The 21,750-nt window shown below is 50.2% G+C and carries 15 protein-coding genes; all 15 read left to right on the top strand.

The window, feature by feature from the left end; all coding sequences use genetic code 11:
• The first annotated feature begins 53 nt into the window (after positions 1-53).
• Positions 54-383, top strand: a complete 330-nt coding sequence (locus NT002_07370) for an HU family DNA-binding protein (protein ID MCX6829090.1) — start codon at positions 54-56, stop codon at positions 381-383.
• 118 nt (positions 384-501) lie between these two features.
• Complete coding sequence (locus NT002_07365; GenBank protein ID MCX6829089.1) at positions 502-2,793, top strand: DNA translocase FtsK 4TM domain-containing protein; 2,292 nt, start codon at positions 502-504, stop codon at positions 2,791-2,793.
• Between the two features lie 23 nt (positions 2,794-2,816).
• Entirely contained in the window at positions 2,817-3,437 is a 621-nt protein-coding gene (locus tag NT002_07360; GenBank protein ID MCX6829088.1) for a hypothetical protein, read from the top strand.
• Between the two features lie 5 nt (positions 3,438-3,442).
• Complete coding sequence (gene rimO, locus NT002_07355) at positions 3,443-4,774, top strand: 30S ribosomal protein S12 methylthiotransferase RimO (GenBank protein MCX6829087.1); 1,332 nt, start codon at positions 3,443-3,445, stop codon at positions 4,772-4,774.
• Complete coding sequence (locus NT002_07350) at positions 4,771-5,415, top strand: lytic transglycosylase domain-containing protein (protein MCX6829086.1); 645 nt, start codon at positions 4,771-4,773, stop codon at positions 5,413-5,415. The genes rimO and NT002_07350 overlap by 4 nt, the downstream gene beginning before the upstream one ends.
• Positions 5,412-6,206 (top strand): outer membrane protein assembly factor BamD, encoded by a 795-nt coding sequence (gene bamD / locus NT002_07345; GenBank protein MCX6829085.1) that lies wholly within the window; start codon positions 5,412-5,414, stop codon positions 6,204-6,206. The genes NT002_07350 and bamD overlap by 4 nt, the downstream gene beginning before the upstream one ends.
• Complete coding sequence (nadD, locus tag NT002_07340; GenBank protein ID MCX6829084.1) at positions 6,184-6,789, top strand: nicotinate-nucleotide adenylyltransferase; 606 nt, start codon at positions 6,184-6,186, stop codon at positions 6,787-6,789. Before bamD ends, nadD begins: the two co-directional genes overlap by 23 nt.
• Positions 6,786-9,509, top strand: coding sequence for a DNA polymerase I (polA, locus tag NT002_07335; protein ID MCX6829083.1), 2,724 nt, complete (start codon positions 6,786-6,788; stop codon positions 9,507-9,509). Before nadD ends, polA begins: the two co-directional genes overlap by 4 nt.
• A 16-nt stretch (positions 9,510-9,525) precedes the next feature.
• Entirely contained in the window at positions 9,526-10,116 is a 591-nt protein-coding gene (gene coaE / locus NT002_07330) for a dephospho-CoA kinase (protein MCX6829082.1), read from the top strand.
• Positions 10,117-10,189: 73 nt separating this feature from the next.
• Positions 10,190-12,199, top strand: a complete 2,010-nt coding sequence (locus NT002_07325) for a transketolase (GenBank protein ID MCX6829081.1) — start codon at positions 10,190-10,192, stop codon at positions 12,197-12,199.
• A 51-nt stretch (positions 12,200-12,250) separates the two neighbouring features.
• On the top strand, positions 12,251-13,426 hold the full coding sequence (locus tag NT002_07320; GenBank protein MCX6829080.1) for a pyridoxal phosphate-dependent aminotransferase: 1,176 nt from the start codon (positions 12,251-12,253) through the stop codon (positions 13,424-13,426).
• Positions 13,427-13,738: 312 nt separating this feature from the next.
• A complete protein-coding gene (locus tag NT002_07315; GenBank protein MCX6829079.1) occupies positions 13,739-16,552 on the top strand; it encodes a TonB-dependent receptor in 2,814 nt (937 codons plus the stop codon).
• 19 nt (positions 16,553-16,571) lie between these two features.
• The gene (locus NT002_07310; GenBank protein MCX6829078.1) at positions 16,572-19,820 is read left to right on the top strand and encodes a hypothetical protein; all 3,249 of its coding nucleotides are present in this window, start codon (positions 16,572-16,574) and stop codon (positions 19,818-19,820) included.
• 20 nt (positions 19,821-19,840) lie between these two features.
• Entirely contained in the window at positions 19,841-20,866 is a 1,026-nt protein-coding gene (locus NT002_07305) for a PorV/PorQ family protein (GenBank protein MCX6829077.1), read from the top strand.
• A 92-nt stretch (positions 20,867-20,958) separates the two neighbouring features.
• Positions 20,959-21,750: C40 family peptidase (locus tag NT002_07300; GenBank protein ID MCX6829076.1), on the top strand; the 792-nt coding region annotated here is incomplete at its 3' end.

Here is a 21,750-nt window from a genome sequence, read left to right as displayed (position 1 = left end):
TCTCCGCGCCGCCCTTTTTTTATATTGACAGGAAAACTGAAAATGATATTTCTATTGATAATAGCGGTTATCAAAACTACAAACTTCAAACCGATGAGGGATGTCTTATGACCAAAGAAGAAATGATTGCCATGATTGCCAAGGATGCCAAGATTAGCAAGCGTCAGGCGGCCCATGCTCTGCACTGCTTCTTCGAAAATGTCACCAACAATCTTAAGAAAGGGAAAAAGGTCAGTTTTGTCGGCTTCGGGACTTTCACCGTTTCCAAGAGGAAGGCCCGTATGGGGCGCAATCCGCAGACCGGCGCCAAGATAAACATTCCGGCGACCAAGGTGCCGCATTTCCGCGCGGGAAAAACCCTGAAGGAAGCTGTCAGAAAATAGCACCGAATATCTCTATTCAAAGCAGAAAGGCAGAGCACTGTCTCTGCCTTATTTTTTTATTTTAGTTGACCGGGCTCAACACTTGGGGTAACTTGATTAATTTAATATAGGTTTAGTTATGGCAAAAGGGAAGAAGAAAACCTCCAGCGGCGGCAGTCGACAGAAGCTTCTGGCCATTCTCCTGATTCTTCTGGCGGCGCTTATTTTCGTCTCCCTGGCTACCCATTCGGGCTGGGACGATGAAAGGGTTCAGTCGCCCGAAAATCCTTTCCAGGTGCAGTTTCAGAATCAGGTAGGTACTGCCGGCGCTTATTCTTCTTATCTCCTATTTTTCTTTTTCGGCTGGCTGGCCTATTTGATCCCCACCGCTCTTATCATGGCGGCGCTCCATTATCTGCCGGGGAAATGGCACCTGAAAGTCACTCCGGCGCTATGGTTTTTTGTCGCCGTCGGCATCATGAGCACCATGCTGATCAATGTCTATCTGATTCGCGATTCCGGCAACTCTCTCGGTTATGCCGACACGCATGGCGGTTTTCTCTTCTTTTACCTCACGAAATATCTGATGAAAATTACCGGCGGGATCGGTTCGATGCTTCTTCTCGGTGCCGGAATTATCATCGCCCTGATATTCATAGGCAATGTCTATGTCGGGCTGACCACACGGTTCAGGCTCCCCTCGTTTCTGAATCCGCTGGTTCTGATAAAGTTGCTCTTTGTGGGAATCGGGAAGGCGTTTGCGGCCCTCTGGCGGGGATTGAAACCGGTCAAGAAGGAGAAAAAGAAACGCAAAGAAGCCGTGTCTGACCATGATCCGGAAATTTCGGAGGAAGATGTAATATCAGCGAATGAAGAAGAGGCGACTCGCCAACCCGGGCCTGCAATTGTGCCTGAGGCGAGCCGTTCGCACAAGAAAATTACGGTAAGAAAATCTGCGCCGTCGCTAGGACTGGTCACCGATGACTTCAAATTCCCCGGCCTGGATCTTCTGACCGATAATCCCGAGGGGGGCTTGACGGTCAATCCCGATGAACTAGCCATGACCGCGCGGGCTCTTAAAGATACGCTGGAGACTTTTGGTGTCACCATTGATGGCCAGATTGACAAGTACCCCGGCCCGGTTATTACTCGATTCGAGTTCAAGCCGGCGGCCGGAATTAAGGTGCATCAGATCACCAACCTTTCCGATGACCTGGCGCTGGCTCTGAAAGCCAAACGGATCAGAATTGTCGCGCCGATTCCGGGTAAGGCAGCGATAGGCGTGGAAATCCCCAACGCCAAATCGCAAGTGGTCTATATAAAAGAGATAATCGGTTCCGATGTCTATGCCGACAATCGTCTCCGCCTGCCGCTGGCGCTGGGAAAAACTATCTCCGGCAAACCGTTTGTGACCGACCTGGCCAAAATGCCGCATCTTTTGATCGCCGGTGCAACCGGATCGGGGAAATCGGTTTGCATCAACGCCCTGATAACCTCGCTGCTGTATCGGCTCCATCCCCGCCAGGTGAAATTTATTTTTATCGACCCCAAAATGCTCGAGTTATCAGTCTACGCCGGGATTCCCCATCTGGGGCGGCCGGTTGTTACCAACCCCAAGAGGGCCGAAAAGGTCCTCGCCGATGCCGTCGTTGAAATGGAGAACCGCTACAAAAAATTGGCCGGGCAATCGGTGCGCAATATTGAGGATTTTAATTCCCGCCAGAAAAGCCCTGAAGAGAAAATGCCCTATATCGTCATCATCGTTGATGAACTGGCGGACATGATGATGGCCGCATCCTCCACTCGGATTGAAATGCTGATTACCCGTCTGGCTCAGATGGCCCGGGCGGTGGGAATTCACCTGATTCTGGCAACGCAGCGCCCATCGGTGGATGTCATTACCGGCCTTATCAAAGCTAATTTTTCTGCCCGTATTGCCTTTCAGGTGGCTTCCAAGATTGATTCGCGAACCATTCTCGATGGCAACGGTGCGGAAAAACTTCTGGGGAACGGCGACATGCTCTTCCTTCAGCCGGGACAGCCGGAACCGGTGCGTATCCACGGTGCCTTTATAGCGAGCGAGGAGACCGAACGGCTGGTGAAATTTATCGTTGACCAATTCCCCGTAGCCCAGAAACCGGAAGGTGAGCCGGTGGAAACCGAAACTGAGTCTGACGGTGAAGTTGATCTCGATGACCCGCTGTTTCTGGAAGCCGCCGAGACTGTGATCAGACATAAGCAGGGCTCAGTTTCGCTTCTTCAGAGAAAGCTGGGTATTGGATACCAGCGTGCCGCCCGCCTGATTGATAAGCTGGAGGAAGCCGGTGTCGTTTCCACCTATGACGGCAGCAAGGCCCGTGAGGTTTTGGTTGACCGCTCCTATCTGGAAAAATTGACTGGCTCGCGCTCTCTATCGGACCCGAACTCCTGAGAATTTCATTCGTATAAGGCTTTATGAAAAGAGTAATTGGAAAAACATCTCCCTTGCTTGTTTTTTTTATCTTCAGTCTGGCGGTCTTCGCGGCGGGCGACAAATTTGAATCGATCAAGAAGGAATTTACTTCAGCCAAACTAATCAGATTCGAAGTAGCAACAGCAACCGTCTCCAAGCTCTTCGACGATATCGACAGCGCCCGGGGCGAAATCCTTATCGCCTATGACGGCCGGTATAATGCCCGGCTGAACGATGATATTTACCTGTTCGACGGCCGCTGTATCTGGGAAATTTCCGGGGCGAATCGTCAGGCCACCAAGCAATGTCTGAAAGAAGGGGAGAAGTTTGAAAATCGCCTCTTTTTTATCAAGGAACTTGACAAATACTTCAGCACTTCGATAATCAAGAAAGACCGGCAGTATCAGCTTCGCCGAAATGCCGAAAGCGATAATGCTCTGCCTGATTCACTGATGGTTTATCTCAATAAGTCCGGCTCGAACATATCCCGACTGGAATATTATGACCTGAACGGCGATTTAAACCGGGTGCACATCCTGGACAGGGAAATTTCAAGCGCCATAAGTGAAGACGATTTCCGGATCAATCTCCCCGATTCCATAGAAGTCATCACCCTTCCATAATCCCGATGAAATTTTTTATCAAAAAATTGGGCTGTCCCAAGAATGATGTCGATGGCGATTTTATTTCCGGAAGACTGATTGATGCCGGCCATCAGATTACCGGCCAGGCCGATGATGCCGAGGCGGTTATTATAAATACCTGCGGTTTCATTCTTCCGGCCAAGGATGAATCGATACAGGAAATATTGTTTTATGAAAAGGCCAAGCAACAGGGAAAGATCGCAAGACTTTATGTCACCGGCTGTCTTTCTCAAAGATACGGAGAGAAATTACTTCGCGATATAAGAGGGATTGACGGCATTTTTGGACTGGGCGAATTGGAGGCGCTGGCCGGAGCCATGGCCGATGGAGTAAGCAGCCGGGCGAAAATATTAATCAATCCCGCCCCTGACCTTTCCTATCTGGCCGGAACCAGACGATATCTGGAAAGCGGATATTGCTACGAATATCTCAAAATCTCCGATGGCTGCGACCGCTATTGCGGCTATTGCGCCATACCGTATATTCGCGGCCGTTACCGCAGCCGCCCGATAGAGGATATAATTAGTGAGGCCCAATTTCTGGCCGGAGCCGGTCGGAAAGAGCTCATTCTGGTTTCTCAGGAGGGAACCGGGTACGGCCGCGATCTCAAAGATGGCACCAATATTATCAGTCTTCTGCTGAGGCTGGAGCAGGTGGCCGGTATCGAATGGATTCGTCTCATGTATCTCCACCCCGAGGCCGTCACCGATGAACTAATCCAATATCTTTCCTTTTCCCCGAAAACCCTGGGTTATTTTGATGTCCCCCTGCAACATATAAGCGATACCATTCTTTCGAAAATGAACCGCCGGATTAACCGCGCCCGGATCGAGGAAATTCTGCAAAAGATCAGGGATGCTTCTCCCGATAATATCATTAGAACCACTTTCATCGCCGGTCTGCCGGGCGAGACCGATACGGAGTTTTCCGAATTGCGCGATTTTATCGCCGATTTTGAATTCGAACGGCTGGGGGTATTCAAATATTCGCAGGAGGAGGGAACGCCCGCCGCTCGTTTCGCCGCGCAGGTCTCTGAAACGGTCAAGGATGAGCGGCTGGATAAACTGATGACGCTGCAACAGGAGATCGCCTTCCGGAAAAATATTGCCTTGATTGACACGATTCAAAAGGTTATTATTGACAAAGCCGAGCCGGACTCTCTCGCTGTTGGCAGAACTAAAGGTGATTGCCCTGATATAGATCAGAATGTTCTGGTCAGGGATCCAAAGGTTAAAACCGGCGATATTCTGGACGCGAAAATAATCATGACGGAAGGGTATGATTTGATCGCCACAACTGAAATCGGGCCGAGATGATTAAATACGAAAAATTGGGCATTTTCCTTTCCAAGCCGATCGCGCTTTTATTTGTCCTGGTGTATCTCCTGCAGTCGGTCTTTATCGTGCTGCTTGTCCAGGACAAATTTGACCTGGAAAAGCAGATCGATTTTCAGCAAAAACGGATTACGGAACTGGAGGAAAAACTTAAAATTCTTCAGGTGATTGAGGATTTTCAGATCGGTTTCACCGATAAGGAAGAGGCTGAACTGGCCGAGGTGATATCCTCGGAATGCAACAGATACGACTATGACCCGCTGTTTCTTCTTTCTCTTATTCTAACGGAATCATCCTTCCGCAACTATCAGGTTTCGTCACGGGGCGCCGAAGGGTTGATGCAGATTCGTCCCCTGACCGGCCGCTCTCTGGCGGGCAAAATCGGTGTCGACTGGAAGGGCGAACAGACACTGCGCCAGCCGGAACTGAATATTCGCATGGGTTCACTGCATCTTTTTGAACTGATTCTGAAGTTTAAGGATGTGCGTAAAGCGCTCATCTCCTATAATCTGGGGGAGACGGAATTAAAAAGCCGAATGAGTTTAAACAAACCTTTGCCCAAGTTATTCCTGGATAAAGTCATGAACAACTATGAAATGTTAAAGGAGCGATACACAATTTGAAATCAAAGTTTTTTGTGCTCAGCGGAGGAGCGATTCTATGCGGAATTCTTCTTCTATCCTGCGGCAAGCATATTATCAAAATAGCGCCCACGGCCAGTGAGCAATTTGATATTGCCAAAACCGAACTCGATAAGAAACATTATCTTTCAGCCATTGAGGATTTCCAGAAAGTCATTTTCAATTACCCCGGATCGAACATTATCGATACCGCCCAGTATTTTCTGGCGATGGCCTATTATGAGAATGAAGATTATGAACTGGCCGGGGTCGAGTTCAGCCGTCTATCCTCTAATTACCCGCGTTCCGAATATGTTGATGACTCCCAGTATATGGCTGGAGTCTGCTATTTCAAGAATACTCCTGCCCATTACGGTTTGGATCAGGAGGATTTAAAGAAGGCAATTACCGCCATGGAGGACTTCATTGTCGAAAATCCAGACTCGCCTCTTATTGAGGATGCCCGCAGAGTAATCCTTGAGGCCCGCACGCGAATGGCTCGCAAGGATTATGAAAACGCCTATCTCTATTTCAAGCTGGAGGATTTCAAGGCGGCCGAGATTTATTTTCAGCTCGTCATAGATGACTATACCGATACCGAGTATGGCGCCAGGGCGTTGTTCAATATGGCCGAAATATCCTATAAACAGAAGAAATATCCCGAAGCCCTTGAGAAATTCAATAATTTTCTGACCGTCTATCCCGCGAATCAATTGGTTCCCAAAGCCAAAAGCTTTGTGGAGAAAATCACGCGCAAGCTGAATACGGCGAATGCTTCCGTTCCATCCAAATAAAGGCGCTCTCTGGGGAATAATGGGGGGGATTTTTGACCCCATCCATTATGGACATCTGATTCTTGCCCAGTGCGCCTTGCAGAAATTCAATTACGAAGGGATTCTTTTCATACCGAGTTTCGATCCGCCCCATCGGGCGGAAAAGCCGGTAGCTGTTTTCGATAACCGATATATGATGACCCGGCTGGCTATCGAAGGGAATGAAAAGTTCGCCATTTCCGACCTGGAGCGGGATCTGAAAAGCCCCGGTTATACTCTTGCCATCGTCGATTTCCTGAATCAGAAATATCCGGGTGTCGTCTGGCATCTGATTCTCGGGGCCGATAATTTGACTCAATTGGATAGCTGGCATAAACCGGAGGAGTTGATTGAAAGGGTCAAAATTGTCGTTGGCAATCGCCCGGGATTTGATCAGGAATTCGAAAAATCTAAATGGTTCGGCCGGGTCGAGCAATTCCCCATGCCGTTGATCGAAATTTCCTCGACGGCTATCAGGAATGCGGTCAGGGAAGGGCGTTCCATCCGTTACCTTGTTCCGGAAGAAGTCCGCCAATTCATCGAATCCCGGGGACTATATCGATGAAGGAGAAATCGCTCTTTCTGGTCGATGGCTCCGCCATTTTCTACCGGGCCTATTTTGCTTTCATCCGTAATCCCTTGATAAATTCCAGGGGAGAAAACACTTCCGCTCCTTATGGCTTCATTAATTCCCTGCTGAAAATCATCAAGGACGAAAATCCCGATTATATGGCCGTCGTCTTCGACACCAAGGCGCCCACTTTTCGCCACCGGATGTACGATGAATATAAATCTACCCGTGCCAAAATGCCCGAGGAGCTGGTCCTTCAATTGCCGCGTATCAGGGAGGCCGCCGAAGCGCTGAATCTTCCTTCGCTGGAAATGGAAGGGTACGAGGCGGATGATATAATCGGCACTCTGGCCAAAGAAGCCGAAAAGCGGGGGATGAATGTCTGGATTGTCTCCGGCGATAAAGACCTTTTTCAACTTGTCTCCGCGCAGGTTAAAATGTATAATCCGCAGAAGGGAGCGCTTCCGCCCGAGAAACTCGACCGTGTCGGGGTCATCGCCAAATTCGGTGTCCCGCCCGAAAAGGTGGTCGATGTCCTCTCACTCATGGGCGATTCCTCCGACAATGTTCCCGGCATTCCCGGAATCGGTCCTAAGACTGCCATATCATTGATAAATGAATTCGGCTCTCTGGAAGCGGTCCTCAAAGCTCCCGAAAAAATCAAGGCCAAAGGTGTCCGAACTAAAATCGCCGAAAATATCCCCCTGGCCGAATTGTCTCTTAAGCTGGTCACTCTGGATACCGCCGTCCCGATTGAATTCTCTCTGGAAAACATGAAACGCGGAGAGATTAATTTTGAAAAGGCCAAGAAGCTGTTTATGGAATTGGAGTTTTTTGCACTTCTCGAAGCCCTGGCCAGAGAAACCGGAACCCTTGAACTCAAGATCGATAGCGCTGCGGTGCTTCAGAATAAACAAGCCGCATATCTCTGTATTTCAGATATCGCACAGCTGGAGCAACTGGTCGGGGAACTATCCGAAAAGCGGGAAATAGCGATCGATACCGAAACAACTTCTCTTAATTCGCTCGAGGCCGGATTGGTCGGCATTTCGCTCTGTGCCGAGGCCGGGAAAGCTTATTACCTGCCCATAGGCCATACCGACAGCAAGAAAAATCTCCCGCACGAAGAAGCATTTAAACTCCTCTCCGGTCTCTTTGCGGACCGAAAAGTGCAGAAATTCGGGCAGAATATCAAATTCGACCTGGAGGTTCTGCAACGGGCAGGGCTGGAAATCGACCCGGTCTCTTTCGATACCATGTTGGCATCGTATGTCATCAACCCTTCGGGGCGTCAGCATGGTCTCAATCATCTGGCTTTCGAGCAATTCAATTACCATATGCAGCCGATCACCGATCTGATCGGATCGGGTAAAAAACAGATATCTTTCGCCGAGGTTGAGATCGATAAGGCGACCTTTTACTCCGCCGAGGATGCCGATTACACTTACCGGTTGCGAGGCGTTCTGGCGCCGAAAATCGATCAACTCAAATTGCATAATCTTTACTACAATATTGAAATTCCGCTTATCAAAGTGCTGGCGGCGATGGAAAAAGCCGGGGTGAGGATCGATTCCGATTATTTGGCGGCAATGTCCAAGAGACTGGATCAGGATCTGGAGATATTAACACGGGATATTTATATCGAGGCCGGACAGGAATTCAATATTAATTCCACACAACAGCTATCGATAATTCTTTTTGAAAAACTGAAACTCCCAACGCGTGGAAAGACCGCCAAGAAAACAAACTTTGCCACCGATATCAGAGTCCTTGAAGAATTAGCCGCCATCCATAATCTGCCGCGCATGATTCTTGACTATCGTCAGTTGCTGAAACTGAAGAATACTTATATCGACGCTATACCGGCCCTGATCAGCAAGGAGACCGGCAGAGTACATACTTCATTCAACCAGACTATTACCGCTACGGGCAGACTTTCCTCTACCGATCCCAACCTGCAGAACATTCCGATACGGACCGAAATCGGCCGCCAGATCCGCAAAGCATTTATTCCCCGCGACGAAAACTACCTTCTTTTATCGGCCGATTATTCCCAGATAGAGCTACGGATACTGGCCCATTTTTCCGAAGACAAAACGCTGATAAAAGCTTTCGAAGACAGGGAAGATATTCATGCCCGAACCGCCGCCGAGGTCTTTGGTGTTGATATCAAAGATGTCACTCCCGAGATGCGGCGTTCGGCCAAGACGGCCAACTTTGCCGTCATTTACGGTGTCACTGCTTATGGTCTTTCGCAGCAAACAGAGCTGGATGTCACCCAATCGAAGGAATTCATTGATACCTATTTTGCCCGCTATCCCGGCATCAAGAAATATATGGACAGCACCATCGAATCCGCTCGAAAGAACGTCTATGTAACAACCCTCTTCAACCGCATAAGGTACTTGCCGGAAATCAATGCCAAAAATTTCCAGGTGCGGCAGTTTGCCGAAAGAACGGCCATCAACACTCCCATTCAGGGAACCGCCGCCGATATGATCAAGCTGGCCATGATTCATATTTTCAAACGAATCGAGGGGATGAAGTCAAAAATGATTCTGCAGGTCCATGATGAATTGGTTTTTGACGCCCACCGGGATGAAATTGATGAGTTGCGCGAATTGGTGCGGGACGGGATGGAAAAAGCGGTCAGGTTGAAAGTCCCGATAACCGTCGATATCGGAGTTGGCTCCAACTGGCTCGAGGCCAAATAGGGGCAGTCAAATCGCCATGCTTATCGGAATCACCGGTCAGATCGGAACAGGCAAATCGGAGGTTGCCCGCCTGTTTGAGAAACATGGGGCCTATGTTATATCGGCCGATCAGATCGGCCGAGAAGTAGTCGAACAGAATCGGGTAGTTCTCAGAGAATTGGTTGGAGCATTTGGGGCCGAGATATTGACTCCGGGTGGAAAACTCCGCCGGCGCCTTCTGGGAGAACTCGCTTTCGCTACTCCGGCAGGTAAGCGAAGATTAGATAAAATTGTTCATCCCCGACTTCTCCGGAAACTGGGTCGGCAAACTTCCCTTGCCCTCAAGAAACATGCCTTAGTTGTGGTTGACGCCGCTCTACTGATTGATTGGAATTGGGATAAAGAGGTTCAATACACGGTTTTGGTTCATTCCCGCAATGAGATAAAAGCGGCTCGCCTCTTGAAAAAGGGGTATTCTCGGGCTGAAATAATAACGAGGATCAGATCCCAGAAAGGCTTCATCGAACTGAGAAAGCATGCCGACTTTATCATTCACAACAATAAATCTCTTGATTCACTTGAAGTTCAGGTGGAAAAACTGATTGAAAAGTTGAAACGAAATGGTTGACTTTAAATTATTAAGTAATATATTTGCTGCTGACAAGTTACAAAATTCACAAACATGAGGACTCGGAGGTAAGATGCCGCTCCTTGATTCAAAGACCGGTAAAGTTATTAGAGACTACACAATAGATGAACTGAAAGAACGTGCTAATTATATGCGCGGCCTGGACATGATATCCCTATGTTCCGGGCAATCAGGGCATTCCGGCGGGACCCTTTCCATGATGGATATCCTGGCCTGTCTGTACCTGAAAGTGGCACGGCACGATCCCAAAAACCCAGGCTGGGAAGATCGCGACCGGGTCATCTGGTCGGCCGGGCACAAGGCCCCGGCGCTTTATATATCTTTGGCCGTATCCGGTTATTTCCCTGAGGATGAACTGGCCAAGCTGAGAATGCTTTATTCTCCTTTGCAGGGGCACCCACATCGGAAAGAACTGGGTGGGGTCGAGATTTCCTCCGGTTCGCTGGGCCAGGGGATGTCGGTGGCTGTCGGTGTGGCTCTGGCGGCCAAATTAGACAAAAAGGACCATCGGGTTTTTGCGATAACCTCTGATGGCGAGCATCAGGAAGGCTCCATGTGGGAAGCGGCCATGGAGGCGGGAAATTTCAAACTGAATAATTTTATCAATATCATAGACTTTAACCGGCTGCAGATAGACGGCTTGGTGAAAGATGTTCAGGATATCGACCCGCTGGCGGATAAGTACCGGGCTTTCAAATGGGATGTGATAGAGGTCGACGGCCATGATATTGCAGCTATTTTGAACGCTCTGGATAGAGCCTGTCACTCCCAGGAAAAGCCGACCTTGATTCTGGCCAGGACGACCAAAGGCAAAGGGGTCAGTTTCATGGAAAACGTTGCCGGATGGCATGGTAAACCGCCCAACAAGGAAGAAATGATCAAGGCCCTGGCGGAATTGGGACTTTCCACTAAATTTGATCTCGAAAAATTCTTTAAGGTCGGCACCGACCATCAGGTAATGGTGGAAAAGAGACTTGATGCCAAGATGCCCAAATTCTCCCGGGATTTCTGGTGGAATAAACAAGACAATATGAAAGCCGATATGGATCCCACCCGCAAGGGAATGGGTCGGGCGCTCGATGAGTATGGTGGCGATGAACGAGTCGTTTGCATCGGCGCTGATATTTCCGATTCCATCACCATTTCCGATTTTTATAAGAACCACCCCGAGCGGAAAAACCGCTGGATATCGGTCGGCGTGGCCGAGCAGGGGGGAACGACGGTGGCGGCTGGGCTGGCCAAGGAAGGGAAATTACCCGTTTTCGGGACTTATGGTGTTTTCTCCTCTGCCCGTAATCTCGACCAGTTGCGTGTCTCGGTCTGCTATGGCGATTTTAATGTTCTCATCGTTGGCGCCCATGGCGGTGTTTCGGTCGGCCCGGATGGTGCAACGCACCAGGAGCTCGAGTCCCTTTTCCAGATGTGCGGCCTTCCCAATATGCGGGTCGGCGTGCCGGTCGATTCGGTGGAAAGCAAAAAGATGACAAAAGCCATGCTATTTGATATTGTCGGACCCAAATATGTCCGCTTCGCTCGCGAAGCGACGCCGGTGGTTTCCGATGTGAATACACCTTTCAAATTCGGAGTCGCCAATATCTATCGTTTCCGCGGCGAGAAAGACAAATTTAGAGATGCCTTCGAAATTAAACTCTCGCCCGACTACAGATCGGAAAATGAAGATCTGACCATAATTTCCTGCGGGCCCGAAGCGGCCGAGGCGCTTCGTGCCGCCTGGATTTTGAAAAGCGATTATGGTATCGAGACCAGAGTAATAAACATGCATACAGTCAAGCCCCTCGATAAAGAGGCCATTCTCAGGGCCGTGCGCGAAACCCGTTGCATTGTCACCGCTGAAGAGCACCAGGTGGGCGGACTCGGGAATCTGGTGGCTGCGGCCATGTTGGAAGGTGTCTCCGGCGATGGCAAGATCATACCCTTTGGCATGGTCGGGGTAAAGGACCGTTTCGGCGAATCCGGACTTCCCTGGCAACTGGTCAAGGAGTTCGAGGTAGCCGCAGAGTTCATTGCCGATAAGGCCAGACAGCTTCTGAAACTCCGTTAAGATTTAACCTTAGCTAATTCTTATGCTGAAGATTGACTGCAGGAGATAGAGATGAAATACGCTGAAAGAATGAAAAGACTGGGGACAGAATCAGCCTTCGATGTCCTGGTTAAGGCAAAAAGTCTTGAGGCTAAAGGGATGGAAGTAATTCATCTCGAAATTGGTGAGCCCGACTTTGCCACCCCGGCCAATATTTGTGATGCCGCAATCGAAGCAATTCGCGGTGGATTTACGCACTATAATCCATCCCCCGGCTATCCTGATGTTCGTGAGGTCGTTTCAGATTATATCAATCGAACGCGCGGAATAAAAACCAATTTTAGGAATGTCGTTATCACCCCCGGCGGCAAGCCGATCATGTTCTTTACCATGCTCGCACTGGTCAATGAAGGGGAGGAAGTGATATTCCCCAATCCCGGTTTTCCCATTTATGAATCGATCATCAATTTTATCGGCGCCAAGGCCGTCCCCATCTACCTCCGGGAAGAAAACGATTTCCGTCTTGACGTTAAGGAATTGAAGTCTCTGGTCACGCCCAAAACCAAGCTGATTATCATCAATTCGCCCCAGAATCCTACCGGCGGCGTTCTCACTCATAACGATCTGGAAGAGATCGCCGGAATTGCGGTCGAAAAAGATGTTTGGATACTCTCCGATGAAATTTACTCCCGCATTATTTATGAGGCCAAATTTGAATCGTTGACACAATTCCCCGGCGCCCTCGAGCGAACCATCATCCTGGACGGAATGTCCAAAACCTATGCCATGACCGGGTGGCGGCTGGGGTATGGTGTGATGGAGGAGACGCTGGCCGCTCATGTCGCCCGCCTGGCCACCAATTCCACTTCTTGCACTGCTTCTTTCTCTCAGATTGCTATGAAAGAGGCTATCACCGGCCCTCAGGAAGAGTCGGACAAAATGGTGGCCGAATTCAAGAAGCGGCGGGATGTCATTGTGGCGGGATTGAACAAGATTGACGGCTTCACCTGCAAAAAGCCGCTGGGTGCTTTTTACGCCTATCCCAATATCACCGGCACCGGCTGGAAATCAAAAGACCTCGCCGATTTCATCCTTGAGAAATATGGTGTAGCCGCTCTTTCAGGTACCGCCTTCGGCAGTTTCGGCGAAGGTTATATGCGGTTCTCTTACGCCAACTCCATTGAAAATATTCAGAAAGCCCTCTCCAAGGTTGAGGCAGCAATAGCAAAAATCAAGCAAAGCGCTTAAGTTTTCGCAAAATTGTCCGATTTTTATGCAATAAAGGCCACTTTAATTGCAGAAGGATCGGACTGTTTTTTAGTTGACAAAAAATATCGCAACTTCGTAATTGATAATGCAGTAGAGATTAATGGATTTCTATCCGAGCGTTGTTTGGCTACAGGCTTTCCCACTTGCAGATGGATCTGTTAATCCCGGCTTTGATGGAAGTAAGAAAACGTACATAAAACATCTATTGCTGTCTCACAAGGAGGTGAACGGTACAAGAAGATTCTCAATTGATAACGACTTTACCATTAAACCTAATGGAGGGTTATAAAATTGAATAAGAAAATATTTGCTTGGATGATGGTGGTTCTTGTGGGGCTATTGGTCCTTGCTATACCGCTCATGGCGGGAACCACCGGCAAGATATCCGGGAAGGTCGTTAATGAAGAGACCAAAGAACCGCTTCCCGGCTGTCCGGTATCGATTGTCGGTACCAAATTGGGCGCCTTAACCAACGAGCAGGGGGAGTACTTCATCCTGAATATACCGGTGGGTACTTATACGCTTAAGGCCTCTCTTATCGGTTTTGCTCCGGTGGAGATAACCAATTTGAAAGTCTCCATCGACCTCACCACATATTCCGATTTTTCCCTTTCCAAAAAGGCTCTGGATCTGGGGAAGACGATTGTAGTTACGGCTGAACGCCCCCTGATTATTAAGGACAAAACCGCCTCTATCAAACTGGTCGAGTCCGATCAAATCCAGAATATGCCGACCCGCGGCTATCAGGATATTGTCGGCTTACAGGCCGGTGTGGTTGCATTCAGAGATAACCCCAACACCAGAGTTCGGGGCGCCCGCGAGAACACGAACACCGTTCAGTTGAATATCCGCGGCGGCCGTTCCAGCGAGGTTGCTTATTACGTCGATGGTTTCTCGCAGCAGGATCCTCTGTCGGGTGTCTCTACCACCAACATTAACAATAATGCTCTTTCGGAATTGGAAATCACCACCGGCGGTTTCAGCGCTGAATATGGCTGGGTTGCCTCGGGCGTTATCAACGCCACCACCAAAGAGGGAACCAGCAAGTACTCCGGAGCGCTTGAGGCCGTGACCGATCAGGTGTTGAAGGACAATTTTGACTACAACACTTATGATGTCAATGTCGGCGGCCCGATTCCCGAATTGGAAGGTTCGACTTTCTTCCTGTCGGGCGAAAGACGCTGGCAGCGGGACCGTCAGCCTTCGGGCATTGTGGATGGCCAGCTGCCGCACAATACCCTTGACGGATGGGGCGGTCAGGGAAAACTGTCATTCCGCCTCAACGACAACATGAATATTAAGGTTGGCGGCATGTACTCCATTGACAAATGGCAGGAGTACCTTCATTCCTATTATTTTAATACTGCCCATACGCCGCGTTATGATGACCGGAATGGCTCTTTCTACCTTAAATGGACCCATACCCTGTCTCCCAAGACTTTCTATACCGCTTCCATGAGCTATTTCATCACGGAGAGAATTCGGGGCGACGGAGTCTATTTTAAGGATCTGGAGGCTTATGGCAACCCGCGCGGAAATCCGGCCTTTGATGCCACCGGCTTGTTCATGTCATGGGACGATCTCGCCAGCGTTACTCCCGGTATCGATGAAGGCCATGTCTGGGATGATTTCCTGCATCGGAAATCCCGCTATTTCGGACTCGATATGGATATGACCAGCCAGGTGACCCAGCATCATCTGGTTAAGGCCGGTTTTGAATTCCAGAGACATAACCTGAAGTACTACCGCCACCTGTTCCCGACCAATCCGACTTCGATTGACTACGACCGTTACGGATATGGCGCCTATGCCAATGAACAGTCGGATGACGTCCTGGGATGGCAGAATGAAAGCAAAAAGCCGATTAACTGGGCACTGTATCTTCAGGATAAATTCGAATGGAATGACCTGGTTATCAATGCTGGTGTGCGCTTCGATTATTTCGACACCCGTGCCCTCCGAGTGAAAAATCTGAGCCGGCCGTTCGATCCCGATAACACGGGAAACAATGCCTCCACGCTGGAGTTGTCCGATCTGCAAGACAGCAAGGCGCAAACCAGACTCTCACCAAGGCTTGGTCTTGGATTCCCTGTCTCGGACAAGACGGTCATGCACATGAGCTATGGAAAATTCTTCCAGCGCCCGGACCTCAACTTCCTCTATGTCGGCTATGATTATTACGCTTACAAGGTAAATTCCGGTGGTTACTTCTATGCCTTCGGAAATCCCAATCTCGAGCCGGAAAAGACTACCGCTTATGAGTTTGGAATTTCTCACCAGTTGGGCGATTATACTTCCTTTGATGCCACGGCCTATTATAAAGATGTTTCCAACCTGACCCAGGTGGCGACATTCCCGGCTTTTCCAAGAGCCTATTCGATCTATTTCAACAATGACTTCGGCACCATCAAAGGTATCGATTTCTCGCTCAATATGCGCCGGATTCACAACATGACCGTTGACCTCAACTATTCGATCTCCTGGGCTAATGGAACCGGCTCTTTTGCCAACACGCAGTCGAATATCGCCTGGACTTCTTCCGAAAAACCGCTGCAGACCGCCGCTCTGGATTTCGATCAACGCCATAAAATCACCGGCGTGGTTGACCTGAGGGCCGGCAAGGGTGAGGGCCCCAAGCTGGGGACCATTTATCCTCTGGAAAACGCCGGTATAAACGTGATTATGAATCTCTCGTCAGGAACACCTTATTCGCCGGTTCGTCTCGATGCCGACCCGGCCACGCTATACGCTGTTTCCTATACTCCTGCCGGTTCGGCCAACTCTCGCTATATGGGTTGGAGATTCAGAATCGACCTGAAGGCGAGTAAATCCATTTCCTACCGCGGTACTAATTTTGACTTCTATGTCTGGGTGCTGAATCTCTTCGATCGCAAGAACCCGGTGGCCGTTTATGAAACCTCGGGAAATGGCGAGGCAACAGCCTGGCTTAATACCCAGCAGGGAGATGAATTCCAGACTCGCTGGAACACGGTTCACGATGCTTCCGGTCTGACCGGAAAGCAAAAATATGAACTGAAACAGAAAGACCCGGCAAACTTCGACACCCCGCGTCAGGTCCGTTTCGGTATCAGGATGAGTTTCTAAGCCAGGGAGGTATGAAATTATGAAAATGAACAGGATATTTATTGCCATAGCAGTGTTGGTGATTTTCTGCTCGCTGGCGCTGGCCCTTCCTCCGGCAATGACCGGTATGAGAGCCTCTAAGCCGGGCAAGTCGATGGTCACCGATACTGAAACGATGATTAATGTCAACAACCTGCAGATGTTTGTGACGAATGCGGGTGGTTACGCCATGGATTGGGGCCTGTTGCTGGAATCGCAGAAAAATGACGGTCTCTACTATCCTGCCGGCACCGACAAATCCGTTCTCTTCTCGGCAGGAATCTGGGTGGGTGGTCTGGTCGATGGCGAGATTAGGCTGGCCGTCGGCGCTTTCGACACACCGGAATACTACCCCGGCCCGGCCGATGCCACGGGCAATCGGTTGACCGACAGAAATCGATTCAAAGTCTATAAGATTTTGAAGGATAATTCGATTTGGCTCGACCCCAACAAGGGGGGAATCGGAATTGCCGATGGAACGCCCTTTCTGCGGGTTGATTCAGCCCGCCATTTTAATGACTATCAGCTCTGGAAGGACAGCGCTTCCATTGACGGTGCGCCTCTCGATTCCAACGGCAATCCGTTATTGTTCGGCGACCAGTCCCTCTGGGCGGTCTTCAATGACGGCGGCCCCCACAATTATGCCGCATATGGCGGTGGCACGCTGCGGCTGGGTGTTGAGCTTCAAGCCAATTTCTTCGGCTTCGATCTTCCCGGAGCTCTGGGCAATACTATTTTTGCCAGATGGGTTATCATTAATAAGTCGCCCAATACCATTGATTCGACTTATATTTCGCTCTGGGCGGATCCGGACCTCGGCGGTGCTTCTGACGATTTGGTCGGCTGCGATACTGCCTTGTCGTTGGGTTACTGCTATAATGGATCCAATAACGACCAGACTTATGGCTCGCGGCCGCCGGCGATCGGCTTTGACTTTTTCCAGGGGCCTATTATTCGCCGAGGCGACCCTATCTATCCCGATTCGGTCTTTGATGGTGCCTTTGTCGTTACCAATACCGGCGACACCATTTATGATGCTATCAAGCTCGGGATGGAGTCTTTCAACAAATATACCAACGGCACCGACCCTGATGTTTCCACTCAGGCTTACGGCTTTATGAGAGGATTTGATGCCGTAGAGAACTGCGATACCTGCCCTTATGTCGATCCCGATTCTGGTTTTGTAACCAAATTCTTTGGAGCCGGCGATCCGATTTCCGGAAAGGGTTGGATTGACGCCAGTCCCGGCGACCGCCGTTTCATGCTTAGCGCCGGTCCTTTCACCATGAGTCCCAACGATACGCAGGTTATTGCGGCCGGTATTGTGGTCGGGCAGGGCGCCGATCGACTCACCTCGGTGAGCGCATTGAAGTTCTTTGATCAGTTGGGCCAATATGCTTATGACGTAAACTTTCAGTTGCCCTCGCCGCCCCCGCGGCCGGTAGTTACTTCTCAGGCTTATGACCGCAAAGTCGTCCTGACCTGGACCGACCGCTCCGAGTTGGAGTACAAGGAGCCCTCACACACCTTTGAAGGGTATGTCGTGTATCAGGGTCAAACCGTTGCGGGACCCTGGAGAATGATCGCCACTTATGATGTCAATAACGGCTTTGGCGTTCTTCGCGATGATGTGCTTGATGAGACAGTCGGCGCGGTGGTTAACAAGCCGGTCGTTTTTGGTTCTGATGCCGGTGTCCGGCATTATATTGAAATCGACCAGGATTATATCCTCGGCACGCGCCTGCATAACGGCATGGACTATTATTATGCCGTTACCGCTTATTCCTATGCCTTTACCGATCCCACCGTGCCGGGTGGTTTGAAGTTCCTTGAAAACAGGCAGCAGACTATCACCGTGACGCCGCAGGATGATCTCCCGGGTTCGAAATGGGCGACCGCCTCGACCGATGAGCAGGCCACTTATAGCAGGATTAATGATCAAATTCCCCCGACTACTGACTTTGTTACCGTTACGATCGTGGATCCGACCAAAGTGACTGATCATCAATATCGGGTGCTGTTCCGCCCGATTTACCCGGATACCTTGTATGCCATTGACAGCACGGTATCGCCGCCCGAATCGACGATAGCCGAGATAATCTGGCCCGACACAACGACCTTATGGCAGAATGGTGATACGGTGAATATTCACCAATACTGGGAGCTTTGGGATCTCACCACCGACACCCGCCTTCTGGCCAAGCAGTGGAATAAATCCGGCGATGACAACTATAATGTCGTCGACGGTATACTGGTGAAAATCATCGGTCAGCACGTGCCGAAACTGCAGAGTGTTACCTATTTCAATAATAATGCCGCTCATCGCCAGGCGCTGACCGGCATCAATGCGGGCCTTAACTTCTTCTTCAATGGCGCCGACTATGGAATCAATTTCTGGGGCGGGTATTTGGATCCGGCTGCCATGCCTGATTCGTTCACCACTGTGGAAGTCAGATTCATGGGCTCGAAGGCCAATGGCCAGTACGCTTATAACTACCTCCGTCCCGGTTATTCTTATCAGGACTATTTCCGGGTGCCGTTCCAGGTGTGGGATGTGGTCAATAATCGTCAGTTGAACGCCGCCTTCGTTGAATGGAGCGGCTCAACCGTATATGACTCAACCTGGGGTCCCAACGCCAGCGCCGCCGAATTGGGTGGCCGTGAGTACCTCTTTGTCCTGAAATCGCCCTATAGCGGCGATGAACCGCTGAACTCCGCTATCAATTATACGACTGAGGATTTCGGCGATGGCTCCGCCTTTGACTTCATGTATGCCCTCTGGCCTGCCCTGCTCTCTGCCACTGACGTTATCGACAGCGGTGACGTTCTGGAGTTCCTGTGGGCCAACCCGTCGGACAACAACGACCGCTTTACTTTCCAGACCACTGCGGCGGTTCAGAACAATGAGGCTCTGGCCAAAAACGCGCTGGATGATATCCGGGTGGTGCCGAATCCATATTATGCCTTCTCCATCTATGAAGCCAATCAGTTCGACCGCCAGGTTCGTTTCCTGGGAATGCCCGATAATTTCACTCTCAGGATTTTTAACATCGCCGGCGATAAAGTGCGAACTCTCTCCTCGCGTGACAAAGCGCCAGGTCAGAGCTGGCTTGTATGGAATCTGCAGACCGATGAGGGGTCGCCCGTGGCGGGAGGCGTCTATATCTGGTATTTGGATGCTCCCGGTATCGGGGCCAAATACGGTAAAATGGCCGTGTTCCCCGAAATCGAACAGTTGAATACTTACTAAGGAGAGGGAGGAATTACAAAATGAATAAGAAAACGGTCTTTATTCTGATGATGATGCTCCTGGCCCTCGCTTCGGTAAGTATGGCCGGGAGTGAAAGGCGTGTTGGCTCTGCGGGAGCTCAGGAGCTTCAGATTCCGATCGGCTCCCGGGGAACCGCTATGGGCGGTGCCATCAGTGCCGACGCGATGGGAACCGAGGCGATTTTCTATAATCCCGCCGGTGTCGCCTTTACTCGAGGTACGGAAGTCATGTTTTCGCATCTCAAGTACTTCGCCGATATGGATCTCAACTACTTCGCGTTGACAAAATCATTTGAGGATTTCGGCGCCATCGGAATCTCCGCCAAGATTTTGTCGGTCGGCGATATCATTAAGACTACCTCGGAAATGTCCGGACCGGAAGGAACCGGCGAAACATTCAATCCGACTTTCGCCGTGATTGGTCTGACCTATTCCCGCATTATGACCGATCGCGTAACCTTCGGTATCACCGGTAGTCTCATTAGCGAATCAGTCGACCGGGCCTCTGCCACCGGAATGGCGCTTGACTTTGGAATCAACTACGATACCAAGTGGCGCGGTCTCAGGATCGGCATCGTGGCCAAGAATGTCGGTCCGGAGATGAGATTCGCCGGCGCCGGTTTCAGCTACGATGGCCGGACGTCCAATTTGAATCCGGTGTCGCCTGACAAGACCTTCCAGGCCCAATCGGCAAAATTCGAGTTGCCGTCATATATCCAGTTTGGCGCGGCTATGGATTTCTATAATATTGAACGGAATCGGGCCACCGCCTACGGAAGTTTCCAGTCCAACAATTTCTCCAAAGACCTCTGGCGTTTCGGCGCCGAGTATTCCTTTGATGAGAAATACTTCCTGAGAGCCGGATATTCAATTGACGATAGGCAGGTCGATTACCTATACGGCATGGCCTTTGGCGCCGGAGTGGTTTTCAATTTCGGAACCACCGATCTGACATTGGAATATTCCTGGAACGAAACCCAGTTTTTCGACAACATTCAGTACTTTACCGGCAAGGTCAATTTCTAGTATTGCCGGGCTGATCATGGCCGGACGACTTTCAGGTCGTCCGGCTTTTTTTTTGTTGTCAAACGAGTCCCGGGGGTTGTTTATTGGAAGCGATGAAATACGCCGTGGTCGTCAGAAATGTAGCCGATCTCCGCGCCGAGCCGAAATTTCGTTCGGAGCGCAAAAGCCAGTTGCTGTTCAACGAGGCTGTTGAAATTCTCGAGGATCGCGATGGTTACTATCTTGTAAGGCAACAGGACCGATATGAGGGCTGGGTGGATCAGAGAGCCGTACATATTATATCGAAAAAACTATTCGGTATGCATTCGGAGCATCTCAATTATCAGGTTGGATCGCCGACGGTGCGCGTCAAACCGCCGCCTGGAGCAAGGCACTTCCCGCCGTTTCTATTTTATGGAACCAGAGTTAATCTGGTGGAGAAAATCGGCCGCGATGCCTTCATCATGACTCATGATGACCACCTGCTCAAGATTTCAGTCCGCAAACTGACCCCTCTTCTGGAGGATAACGCCATAATCGTCAACCCTGAAGGAATTATCCGTGACGCCCGGAAATTTCTCGGTGTTCCGTATCTCTGGGGAGGTGTTACGCCCTTCGGTTTTGACTGCTCCGGGCTGGTGCAAATGGTCTATCGTACCGCCGGAATCAAACTCCCCCGCGACAGCAAGGATCAGCGTTTTTCGGGACACTGGATCAATATTGACCAGGTCCGAAAGGGTGACCTGCGATTTTTCAGGGGACACGTCGCCATTGCTCTCGACCGATACCGTATCATTCACTCCTCGCTGGGCGAAGGCGGGGTGGCAATCAATTCCCTTAATCCCGGTGACCCTGATTTTCGCCCCGACCTGATCAATATCTTTCTTGAGGATCGGAGGGTGATA

This window comes from Candidatus Zixiibacteriota bacterium (genome assembly GCA_026397505.1).
Lineage (GTDB): Bacteria > Zixibacteria > MSB-5A5 > GN15 > PGXB01 > JAPLUR01.
Note: the sequence above shows the minus strand (reverse complement) of the source record. Positions and strands in the feature narration are given on the sequence as shown.

What these genes read in the sequence shown, in the direction of transcription:
- NT002_07305 (MCX6829077.1), top strand. Translation starts at nt 19,841, where the DNA reads ATGAATAAGAAAACGGTCTTTATTCTGATGATGATGCTCCTGGCCCTC.
- NT002_07365 (MCX6829089.1), top strand. Translation starts at nt 502, where the DNA reads ATGGCAAAAGGGAAGAAGAAAACCTCCAGCGGCGGCAGTCGACAGAAG.
- NT002_07325 (MCX6829081.1), top strand. Translation starts at nt 10,190, where the DNA reads ATGCCGCTCCTTGATTCAAAGACCGGTAAAGTTATTAGAGACTACACA.
- coaE (MCX6829082.1), top strand. Translation starts at nt 9,526, where the DNA reads ATGCTTATCGGAATCACCGGTCAGATCGGAACAGGCAAATCGGAGGTT.
- nadD (MCX6829084.1), top strand. Translation starts at nt 6,184, where the DNA reads ATGCTTCCGTTCCATCCAAATAAAGGCGCTCTCTGGGGAATAATGGGG.
- polA (MCX6829083.1), top strand. Translation starts at nt 6,786, where the DNA reads ATGAAGGAGAAATCGCTCTTTCTGGTCGATGGCTCCGCCATTTTCTAC.
- NT002_07360 (MCX6829088.1), top strand. Translation starts at nt 2,817, where the DNA reads ATGAAAAGAGTAATTGGAAAAACATCTCCCTTGCTTGTTTTTTTTATC.
- NT002_07350 (MCX6829086.1), top strand. Translation starts at nt 4,771, where the DNA reads ATGATTAAATACGAAAAATTGGGCATTTTCCTTTCCAAGCCGATCGCG.
- NT002_07310 (MCX6829078.1), top strand. Translation starts at nt 16,572, where the DNA reads ATGAAAATGAACAGGATATTTATTGCCATAGCAGTGTTGGTGATTTTC.
- NT002_07320 (MCX6829080.1), top strand. Translation starts at nt 12,251, where the DNA reads ATGAAATACGCTGAAAGAATGAAAAGACTGGGGACAGAATCAGCCTTC.
- rimO (MCX6829087.1), top strand. Translation starts at nt 3,443, where the DNA reads ATGAAATTTTTTATCAAAAAATTGGGCTGTCCCAAGAATGATGTCGAT.